This is a genomic window from Pseudomonas sp. 10C3 (assembly GCF_036346185.1).
In the GTDB taxonomy this organism is placed as follows: Bacteria; Pseudomonadota; Gammaproteobacteria; order Pseudomonadales; family Pseudomonadaceae; genus Aquipseudomonas.
On sequence record NZ_JASJVE010000032.1, the window covers coordinates 47,166 to 57,266 of the forward strand.

Here is a 10,101-nt window from a genome sequence, read left to right on the forward strand (position 1 = left end):
AGTGACTGCTTTTGGCCGATTCTGTTGAAAAAGTAGATCTCCTGCCTGGCCTGCGGCAAAATAAGGTCATCGGCCAGCGGGAGGATTCGCAGCATGATGGGACAATTGTCGAGTGGACAGGGGCGGCTGTTTTACTCGTTCAACATTGAAGATCACATCCCATCAAATCACCTCCTGCGCAATATTGATCGATGCCTCGATCTGAGCGATCTACGCCACTACCTCGCCGACTTTTACAGCCCGATAGGGCGTCCCTCGATTGATCCTGAACTGATGATTCGCCTGCTGATCGTGGGCTACTGCTACGGTATTCGCTCCGAGCGCAGGTTGTGCGAAGAGGCTCATTTGAACCTGGCATATCGCTGGTTTTGCCGCTTGAGCCTCGAAGACGAAGTCCCAAATCACTCTACGTTTTCCAAGAATAGGCACGGCCGTTTCCGCGACAGCTCTCTGTTTCGCTGGCTGTTCAACGAGGTGCTGCGTCGCTGCATGGACGCAGGTCTGGTCAAGGGTGAAGGCTTTGCCGTGGACGCCAGCGTCATCAAGGCGGATGCCAGTCGGCAGCGTGGCGTACCAGGCGATGAAGAGGTCAACTGGAGTGACCCGTTGCTCAGCACTCGTGCCGTACGTGAGTATCTTGAAGCGCTCGATGAAGAGGCGCTTGCAGAAACACTACCCAAGCGCCTATCGCTGACCGATCCACTATCTCGCTGGACAGCAGCTCCAGGAGGCCCGGCGTTCTTCGCGTACTCGACGAACTACCTGATTGATGTCGAGCATGGTGTGATCATGGATGTGGAGCCAACACCGGCTCATCGAACAGCCGAGGTCGAAAGCACCAAGATCATGATTGAGCGGGTCGAGGAACAGTTCGATATCAAGCCGGATCGCCTCATTGGCGATACCGCTTATGGAATCGCACCGATGTTGGCCTGGATGGTGGACGAAAAAGATATCGAGCCACATGTGCCGGTTTGGGATAAAACCGAGCGCAAGAACGGCAGCCTTTCAAGTAGCGATTTTCAATGGAATGAAGAAACACAGGAGTATCGCTGCCCCACCGGACACGCACTGCGTAGCGAGTGGCGAGCCTTCAAGAACCAGCGCTCACATGTCACGAAAGCCGACACCATCATCTTTCGATCACGACAAACCGACTGCGCGAAATGCTCGATGAAAGAGCGCTGCTGCCCGAACACTCCGGTTCGGAAAATCGCCCGTAGCATCCATGAAGCCGCGCGTGATGTTGCTCGGCGGATCGCCGCGACGCCTCAATACGTTTGTTCTCGCCATGAGCGCAAGAAAGTCGAAATGTTGTTCGCTCACCTCAAGCGAATCCTGAGACTGGATCGATTGCGGCTACGCGGCATGAGCGGTGCGAACGATGAATTTACATTGGCAGCAGCGGTACAGAATCTGCGGAGACTGGCCAAACTGACCTCTCAAGGGCCGCCAACCACGGGATAGGTGCGCCCGGAGTAAGTAAAAAACCTCAAATTAACCCACTTACGAAGCTGCAACGATCAACGCAGAACCGAAAAGCCACTCAACGTGGTGAATAGGTCCTGAAGTGACGGCCAACCTCGACTTCTTCCCGCCTGAAATTCCGACTTTTTCAACAGAATCGACCCATAGCAGTCATTCGGCGAGGAGTTAAGCAGATGTCAAACATGAATTCAGTGCGCAAGGTGGTGTGACACCGATCAAAACTGTACGGAAACAGATAAGTATTTGCCCCGTCTTCATCCGGTACGGCGGGGCATAGAGCCTATGCATTAGTCTAAATGCTGAAACTCTTTGACAATGAAGTCAATGAACGCTCGCGTTTTCGCAGGCAAATGCAGTCGGGACGTATAAACGAGATTGATGGCTAATTTGGGCAGGTTCCAGTCGGTTAAAATTGGAATCAATCGACCCGCAACAATATCGTCGTGTATCACATACGAGGGCTGAGCAAGAATGCCTAACCCTTGCAGTGCTACTGCCCGCAAGAGCTGACCATCGTTGGACTCAAGTGATGCTTTTGTCGAGATCGTGATGGATTCCTTCTCTCGCTGGAAAACCATTTCGTAAGGGTCGGTGGCGTAGGTGTAAAGTAAAAGTTGATGGTCAACTAATGCCTTAGGGTGTTCGGGACAGCCGTGACGTTGCAAATAGTCAGGCGACGCGGCTAGCGTGCGCCGCGTCTCAGTCAAGCGCCTAATCACCAGGCTGGTGTCAGGTTCACTTTCACGTGTCCGAAGCGCTACATCGATATTGTCGTCAATGATGTCGTAATAACGGTTTTCAGCAACGATGTCTAAGCGAACATCAGGGTACTGCTGATTGAACTTCGGCAGCAGCGGCAATATATGCTGTAGGCACAGCGATAAAGAGGCGGTAACGCGCAATACACCCACTGGGTGGCTTTTGGTCGCGGAGACGGCGTCGGTGGCGCCTTGCATGGCTAGCAGTGCAGCTTTGGAGTTGTTGTAGAAGTCCTTTCCAACCTCAGTCACAAATAATCGACGGGTACTGCGCTCTATCAACCTCGCCCCGAGACGGTCCTCGAGCGCCGCCAGGTGGCGGCTTGCAGCAGCATTGGACAGGCCCAGCGCCTCGGCCGCCTTGTTCAAGCTACCCAGCTCTGTGACCTTTACAAACAGTTCATATTCGGTCCAGCGATCCATCAGCATTGTTCCATTGAGCGAAAATGTCATTTCCAGTTATAGGCTTTTTCAATTTAATTGCTACCGTTAATCTACTTCTATCCCTTGCAGCAAAGATTTTCCGAGCTGAAGGAAATTCGATAGGAATTTAAATTGAGTAATAATCTGGAAGTAGTAAAAAACTATTTTAAATTCTGCGTTGATGGAAAAGATGTGGATCGTGTCACTGAGTTTTTTGCGGATGATGTCGTTGTTCATCGGCCTGACTGCGTTGCCCCTATCGTGGGCGTGAAGCTTTTCAAAGAAGCGTTGAAACTGAATGTGACTGATAGATATGAGTCTTTACATACAACTTTCCAAAAAGAAGTTGTGACTGGCGATATTGTAGTGGTGGCGTTGACGCATCAGACAAAGGGGTCTAATACTTGGCATGGATTTGATGTCACAGGAAAAGACCTTGCATGGACGGCATTAACCTATTTTCGATTCAATGCAAATGGAATGATTGTCGAGGAAATTGTTGAGCGAAATGAATTATTCATGGCGAAGCAACTCGGCATCATTGAGTACGCTTAAGTAGATTGTATTGTCTGGTTTTTATTAAAAAGCCAGACGATATGTTAATTACTTGTATTCTCCAAGTTGAGTTTTCATGGAATTTATTCGTCGTCATATCGAAACTCAAGTTATGAGTTTGACCGGTCTGTCTCTTGGCAAAATCGATCTGGAAAACCCCAAGGGTGATCCAGGTCTTTTCGGGCCGAATTCGATCTGCTGGCAGGTGCATGGGGACTACAGCAGCATGCTGATCGGTGGCATTAGTGCCCTTATGTTGCAAGCATTGCACCCGCTTGCGTTGGCAGGTATTTGGGATCACTCAACTTTTCGTGAAGATATGATTGGTCGATTGCGGCGAACCGGATTGTTTATTTCTGGAACCACCTTTGGCTCACGACAGGATGCCGAGTGGCTGATCGAAAAAGTACGTTCCATTCATTTGCAAATCACTGGCACTGCTGTTGATGGGAGGCCTTACGCCGCTAGCGATCCAGTTTTGCTGACCTGGGTTCATGTCGGTGAGGTGAGCAGTTTTCTTTCAGCACACCTGCGATATAAAAATCCACATTTGTCGTTGGATGATCAAGACCGGTACTACGATGAAACGGCATCTATCGCTGAGCGGTTGGGCGCCGAAAAGGTACCGCGCTCTAGGCGGGAAATTTCAGACTACCTTGAGCAGATGCGCCCGCAGTTGCTCTGCGACGGTCGAAGTCGTGAAGTTCTGAATCTATTACTTGCCGCCCCGTCACCTAGTCGGCTGGCGAGACCGTTCGGCACGTTGATGATGCAAGCGGGAATCGACCTTTTACCTCACTGGGCCAGTGAGATGTTCGATATCTCCCCTAACCCGCTAAAAAGCAAATTGGTTCGTGCAAGCATCAAACGCAGTTTGCCTGTGCTGCGTTGGGCGGTACGTAATTGTTCATTGAGCCGCGCTCAGAGGCGGATGGACCTGACTGAATAGCTCAAACCTGCCAGGTTATTTTTGAAGGACCGCTCCTCGCCGGTTTTTGCCACTCCCCACCGGCAGCGATGGGTCGTTTACCGCTGGTCGCGGCGGGCAGCAATCGGCCCAGGCTGTGTGAAAACGCCAGTGATTGTCTAACCTTTTGATCGTCGAGATCTGATCGGGGTCGATCATGAAGCGATTCATTGAGGGCGAGACTCGGACGCAGGTGACGCTGCTGCCGGAGTGTCTCGACGATTACGTCACCGAGACCAATCCGGTGCGCGTAGTCGACGTTTTTGTCAACGAACTCGACCTGGGCAGGTTTGGATTTAAAGGCGACATACCGGCAGACACTGGCCGACCTGCTTATCATCCTGCAATTCTGCTGAAGATCTACATCTACGGTTATCTCAACCGCATTCAGTCGATCCAGCGGCTGGAACGAGAAGCCCAACGGCAGTCAACAATCGCGACCGCAATTTCACCAGCGCCAAATTGAAGCGAGAATGGAAGAAGTTGAATCGAGCATCAACCGTTACCTGACGACACTCGATGCTGCCGACCGGCAAGACCCGACACCCTCTGAGTCCAAGGCTGTACAGCTTTTACAGTCCGCTGGACGTCACCCGTTGCGCCAAGCTAGTGCGGTTGATTGCAAGTTCGTCGCTTACATCAGGGCCGCGATAGACCATGGAAGTTTCATGGTGCACATAGTCGCCATAGCGCTGCGCACTCAGCCAATTGAACGAGCCGATACACAGCAATTCCTCATCGGCCATAACGATCTTGCTGTGCACCTTGTTGACCACGCACACCTGAACATCCCGCGTTTTCAGCGCGGCAATCGCGTCTTTGAATTCCGCAATTCTCTCGGGATCGCCCTCAGGCTTGGCACGTTTGATACCCGTGTTGAATCGCAGGTCGGTATACACCACCACTTGGACGCCGCGCTGCACCGTATTGCCCATGATGTCCATCGCGCCGCTTTCCTGCATCCATCGCAATTTCACCCAGGGCGTTACGATCTGAACCTGCTGGCGAGCCGTTTCCAGCGTGTGCATCAGAAACCGATCATGCTCTTCAACTTCATGCAGGTGGCTCAATCCGGTATGCGCCGTTTGTAAATCATCCCGGGGTTGATAATCGAAAATCAGCTCGTTCGCCGAATCCGCCAACAGAAACTGGGTCAAACGCCCACGCGGCTTGCTTTTCGGCACTTGGCTGAACAGGTCCATGTCGCCAAACACCAGAAAACTGTCCTTGGCCCGAGAAACGGCAACGTTCAGCATGCTGTCCTTGCGGTCGATAAATTCGCCATCGGCATGTTTGGAATAGACCGCCGAGAAGATCACCACCGGCCGCTCGGCGCCTTGGAATGAGTGAACCGTGCCGACAGTCATCTCGCCATCGCCTTTACCGGTCTTGATGCCCCGTGCTGTGCAGGCCTGAACGATCGCCTGCGTCTGTGCGCCGAACGGCGTGATCACACCGAGGATTTCCCACAGATCCTTCTTGTAGCGCTTTGTCAGCTCGGCTCCATTTGCTTGAATCCACGCAGCGATCGTCTGCGCTTCCAAGAGGTTATGACGGCTACCGCCATTGCTCTGCTGGCACATTCCATCAATATGCAGGTAGCCCAGCCCCGGCAAGCCACCTTCCGGTTTTCGCCCTCGTCGCGGTTGCAGCTTGCCCCTGTAGCAAAGGGCATTGCAGTAATCGATTATCGAGTCGTAGCAGCGACGGTGCTCATACAGATACATGCCTCGGGCGAGGTCATGATCGTAGTGATACCGACTGGTCGCCTGGGCGATGGCCATGACGCTGCCATTGGCCGCGCTACGGCCGCTATCGCAGAAGGCGGCATAGTCGTCATCGACCTTGTCGCGCGATAGCAGACCGGCGCTTATCAGGTTGCCGATATCGACCGCAGCCGGAATCGACCAGATGGGTTCGATCTGCTGAGTGTCGCCTATCACCAACGCGTGCTTGGCGAGCGCGAACGACGGCGCGGCGACTTCAGGAAGAACTTGGCCGGCTTCGTCGACGATCAGAAGATCAATGAAGTTCAACGCATAGTCATCGACGAAGCCGTTACCGTCGTGCCGCCTGCAGCGCAGTTCCTTGGGCAGCCTGAAGAAGGTGGCCACCACACAGGGCGTGAGCTTCATCCACCGCCGCCAGTTTTTCTCAAGGGTCTTGCGACCATTTTTGCCGCGGCTCATGAGAATTTCTGGCAGGCTTTCGGCGACGTCCATCAGCCAACGGCCTTCCCAATAATGGGTAGTCAGCAGGAAGATTTCGAAACGCAGGGAAGTGTCCGCCCAGCTGTCGCAGTCGTTGAGAGTCACCTGGGCAGCAGGCCTGTCGGTAGGAATCGGCAGAACGGCAATCACTGCTTGCCAATTCAATACCTGACGTTGCTCGGCTTCCAGCAATTGTCGGGCCTGCTGCAGTTGGGCTTCGAGTACTTCCTGGGCCTTGCTGGCTTGAGCCACGGCGGCCGTCAACCGGGTTTCGATTTCGCAAACACTGGCGGCGTTTTGCAGTTCGGTGTTGGCCTCATCGAGGTGTAATTTCGCCAAGCGCAGACGTTTGCCAGCGACCGGGCCAAACCAGCCGAACAGCGTGTAGATCAGCGGCTCGTGGGCCAGATAGTGTTTGAAATCCTTCAGACGTGCTTTCGCGTTCGCAAGCTGTTCGGCCTGATTGAGGTGCTGCGCGTCAATACGCGCGATGCCTGCCTGTGGATCATCGCTCAGCAGTGCCTGGATGGCTTCGCGGGCGCCGACCAGTTTGGCCCAGGCCTGCTCAATATCAGTGAGTTGCTGCTGTCGCGAGCGGATCGCGGCCTGGAGCTGCTTGACCGCACCTTGGACGCTCGGGCTCAGATCATCGGGGAAGGCGATGACGGCTCGGGCCAGGTAGGCCTGTTGCGCCTTGTCCAGATAGGCCTGCGACTCAAGCTCGGTGAAAAAGCTTTTGGTCTGGTAGGTGCGGGCCATTTCTGCTTCGGCCGAAGACTTGGGAAAGTAAGCGCCGAAGCTTTTGATATCGGGCAGCCAGCGCCCCGCAAAGGGGCCGCTCCCTTCTGAGAAGTCCTTGCCGAACGCTTTGATGATGTTGGTCACGGCTTGGTTGTTGGTGGAACTGGCCACGATCACTGGCGGCTCGCCACCGGCCACTGCGGCCTTGGCCCAGAGCGAGGCGACGACCGAAAGCAGCAAGGTGGTTTTACCAGTACCCGGCGGCCCGTTGACGGCCAGCACATCCCCCGCATCAGCGACGAGGAGATGAGCCAAGCCATCACGTTGGGCGGGCGCCAAGGCATATTCGTTCCCGGCATGGCCAAGTCGCGCGGCAAACTGGCTATTGGCGGGCAAGCAAACTTCGTCAGGGCTAGAATCGCGCTGAGCGAAGCGGTCGAACAGGGGTGCGTCGGGCTTGCTGTCGCGCAAGTGGTCGTAGAGGCAGACGATATTGCGGCTGAAGCCGTCAGCTTTGTCTTCCTTGAACAAATAGCAGAAGTTGACCAGGTCGAAGCCATCCTCTGCCCCCTCCCAGCCGCTGGTGACCTTGCGGAACATTTTCATGCAGAACTGCAGATAGGCATTCCACTTGTCGCGGTGCTGGTCTGCGGTCAGTTCTTCACCCTCGGCGGATGAATCGAACTGCGGCACGTCTTCGGCGGACAAAAACGCGTCCAAATCGACTTGGGCACCGATGGCGAAATTGTCGCGGTCCAGCGGTTCGAGAATGTCGCGGGGCATCAGGGTTTGCGATGTCGGATAAAGACGACCATCGTGGGCGACTAACACTCGACATATAACCGGGGTGATGAACGCTGGCAGACCGTTGCGGGCTTTGCGGTGTTCCAGGCGTGACTTGTAAACCAAGGGCCGCAGGGTGATTTCTACGCAGGGTAATTCGGCGGGTTCGTTGGCGAATAACAGGCTCACCTGCTCTGCCGGCACACACCCTGCGAATAAGGCCTCAATGGGTAAAGCGGTGAGTTTTTCGGCTTGGCTGGAGGACAAGGCGCCGTTGCCATTTTCGGCATCGGCCAAGGAATTGCGCCAGTAGTTCGCGAGTTTGAAGGAATAGTCGTTCATCGTCCTGATTCAATGCGGACCGTGACTCACTGTGACGGTCGATGGATGGTGATTGGGCCGAGGGTAGCGTGTTGGGTGGGGAATGGCCAATCAGGACATGCTGCGGAACGGGATACTCCAAGGCTCTAGCATCGGTGTCAGTGGGTTGTATTGATAAACAATCTCCCCGAGAATCGAAAACTTACTGAATAGCCCCTGGTTTCATAGACAGCTTGGAAGGCTGCTTGGGGGCTGCGGAGCTTCGGTTTCAAGCTCTACGGTTCCGATTTACCAAGCCCTGGGTTTTCGCGTATGTGGAATCCAGGTTGTTCAGGTTGCAATGCGCTGGGGCATTCCAAGGCCTCGGGGAATCATGCCGATGGTCAACGTGGAAGCTTTCGAGTCAGTGCAGATCGCAAGTGTCGCAACCAACAGAGTCGTCAAGCAAAAAGACGGGGACATACTTAATAAAGATCGAGAAAAACGCATTAGCGAGATAATGAATTTTCTTGGAAGCCAGCTACCCATTCAGCATATGACTATCAGTGATTAATCAATCAACCCATGCAGGTCAATCGAGCGGGTTAGTGTTTACGCCTTAAGCGACCACCCAGCGCCCCCCTCTTTGTTTCGCAAAGAGGGGGTATGTGATCTGAACGCCGGCAAAAAGTGCGAGCAGGTGAATTATTCAGTGTCTCCTCAGGGGCATAGTTTGAGTGCTACGCCCCATATAATTGATTGACTGCGCATTGTATTGGGGTGGAGGTTTTTATGAATTACATACCATTGGAGAAGTCCGGCTGATACATATCGATATCGTTACGCACTGTTTGCAACGTTTTATCGTAGCAACACAGCATATGCAAAGCCCAATCGGCACGCGCCCGAAGGCGAATGTCATTTTCGTCTTGAGGTTCTCCATTGTTCAGCATACTTTCAACTTGCCTGACGATCAGTTGTTCCGGGAGGTAGGTGATCCGGCAATTTTTATAACTGGACCCACGTAACTCAGCGATAGGATAGGCGCCCCCTAATCCGGCCGAAACCCCCACCAATAGCGCTGGCTTATGTCCCAATTCGGCGAGACCGGCGTAAAGGAAGAAATTTTTTAAGGCTGGGCAAGCCATGCCGTTCCACTCCGGACTGATGACGACCAGCGCTGTTGCTTTTTTAAGAATTGACTGCTGTTTGCTCCAGACGTTATCAGTGTCTTTCTCCGGCCAGGGTGGTAGCCGGCTTGATGCTAAGTCTATTAAGTTTATTGACTCGCAAAGTTCGAGTCTTTCTAATCGGTCGCGCAGATAGTTGGCGACCTTGACCGATTGACTGTCTGATCTATTCGATCCAGACAGCAGAACGATATGACTACTCATCGTGCCACCTTCTGCTCAGCAGTCACAGTCGGTGCCACGCAGCGGGATCGAACAACTGGCCAGAATAATTCCTCTTTCCAACTGATCGGCGACAAGTGCTCGATACCATAAGCCGGTGGACGACGGCGCGTAATCTTTGCCGTCCCGAACAGTACATCCCAAAGAAACAACATATTGCCAAAATTACCTTTGTAATGCGTGACGCCATCCTCAGCCGTCAAACCGTGATGTGCAGAATGAGTGGATGGCGTAGAGAAGGTGCGCTCCATTATCCAGACAAGAGGCCGCAAAGCAGGAATGCGGTAAAGTTTATCGTCCCAGGCGACACTGCTGTGCGCCGCAAAAATCACGGTCATTTTCAAGATCAAATAAACGTAATAAACCGGTGCGAGACCAAGATAAATTGTAAGCGACCCATAAACCCCACGTACCGTTAGATGGGGTTTACGTTTACCTTGGCATCTCTGGCGAGCAGTTCCAAG

7 protein-coding genes and 1 pseudogene are annotated in these 10,101 nt (G+C 53.4%); 4 read left to right on the forward strand and 4 right to left on the reverse strand.

Annotated elements, in window-relative coordinates:
- Positions 1-93: 93 nt before the first annotated feature.
- Positions 94-1,467: an IS1182 family transposase gene (locus QN399_RS23325; protein WP_330201757.1), complete on the forward strand. Its 1,374-nt coding sequence runs from the start codon at positions 94-96 to the stop codon at positions 1,465-1,467.
- Positions 1,468-1,775: 308 nt separating this feature from the next.
- Here the strand turns inward: QN399_RS23325 and QN399_RS23330 are convergent, their stop codons facing one another.
- Positions 1,776-2,669, reverse strand: coding sequence for a LysR family transcriptional regulator (locus QN399_RS23330; protein ID WP_322215785.1), 894 nt, complete (start codon positions 2,667-2,669; stop codon positions 1,776-1,778).
- A gap of 132 nt (positions 2,670-2,801) precedes the next feature.
- On the opposite strand from QN399_RS23330, the gene QN399_RS23335 reads away from it, so the two are divergent.
- From QN399_RS23335 to QN399_RS23345, 3 genes and pseudogenes are all read left to right on the forward strand, one after another.
- A complete protein-coding gene (locus QN399_RS23335) occupies positions 2,802-3,224 on the forward strand; it encodes an ester cyclase (RefSeq protein ID WP_330201758.1) in 423 nt (140 codons plus the stop codon).
- Between the two features lie 76 nt (positions 3,225-3,300).
- Complete coding sequence (locus tag QN399_RS23340) at positions 3,301-4,173, forward strand: oxygenase MpaB family protein (RefSeq protein WP_330201759.1); 873 nt, start codon at positions 3,301-3,303, stop codon at positions 4,171-4,173.
- 175 nt (positions 4,174-4,348) lie between these two features.
- A pseudogene (locus QN399_RS23345) lies at positions 4,349-4,763 on the forward strand (transposase); the annotation flags it as partial.
- On the opposite strand, the gene QN399_RS23350 reads toward QN399_RS23345, so the two are convergent.
- From QN399_RS23350 to QN399_RS23360, 3 genes are all read right to left on the reverse strand, one after another.
- Positions 4,764-8,267, reverse strand: coding sequence for an AAA domain-containing protein (locus QN399_RS23350; protein WP_330201760.1), 3,504 nt, complete (start codon positions 8,265-8,267; stop codon positions 4,764-4,766).
- A gap of 755 nt (positions 8,268-9,022) precedes the next feature.
- Positions 9,023-9,619 (reverse strand): NAD(P)H-dependent oxidoreductase, encoded by a 597-nt coding sequence (locus QN399_RS23355; RefSeq protein WP_322179613.1) that lies wholly within the window; start codon positions 9,617-9,619, stop codon positions 9,023-9,025.
- On the reverse strand, positions 9,616-10,101 hold a 486-nt coding region (locus tag QN399_RS23360), incomplete at its 5' end, for a sterol desaturase family protein (RefSeq protein ID WP_330201761.1). The genes QN399_RS23355 and QN399_RS23360, both read right to left, overlap by 4 nt.

Coding starts and splice junctions, on each gene's coding strand:
- QN399_RS23325 (WP_330201757.1), top strand. CDS start 94: ATGATGGGACAATTGTCGAGTGGACAGGGGCGGCTGTTTTACTCGTTC.
- QN399_RS23330 (WP_322215785.1), bottom strand. CDS start 2,669: ATGGATCGCTGGACCGAATATGAACTGTTTGTAAAGGTCACAGAGCTG.
- QN399_RS23340 (WP_330201759.1), top strand. CDS start 3,301: ATGGAATTTATTCGTCGTCATATCGAAACTCAAGTTATGAGTTTGACC.
- QN399_RS23350 (WP_330201760.1), bottom strand. CDS start 8,267: ATGAACGACTATTCCTTCAAACTCGCGAACTACTGGCGCAATTCCTTG.
- QN399_RS23355 (WP_322179613.1), bottom strand. CDS start 9,619: ATGAGTAGTCATATCGTTCTGCTGTCTGGATCGAATAGATCAGACAGT.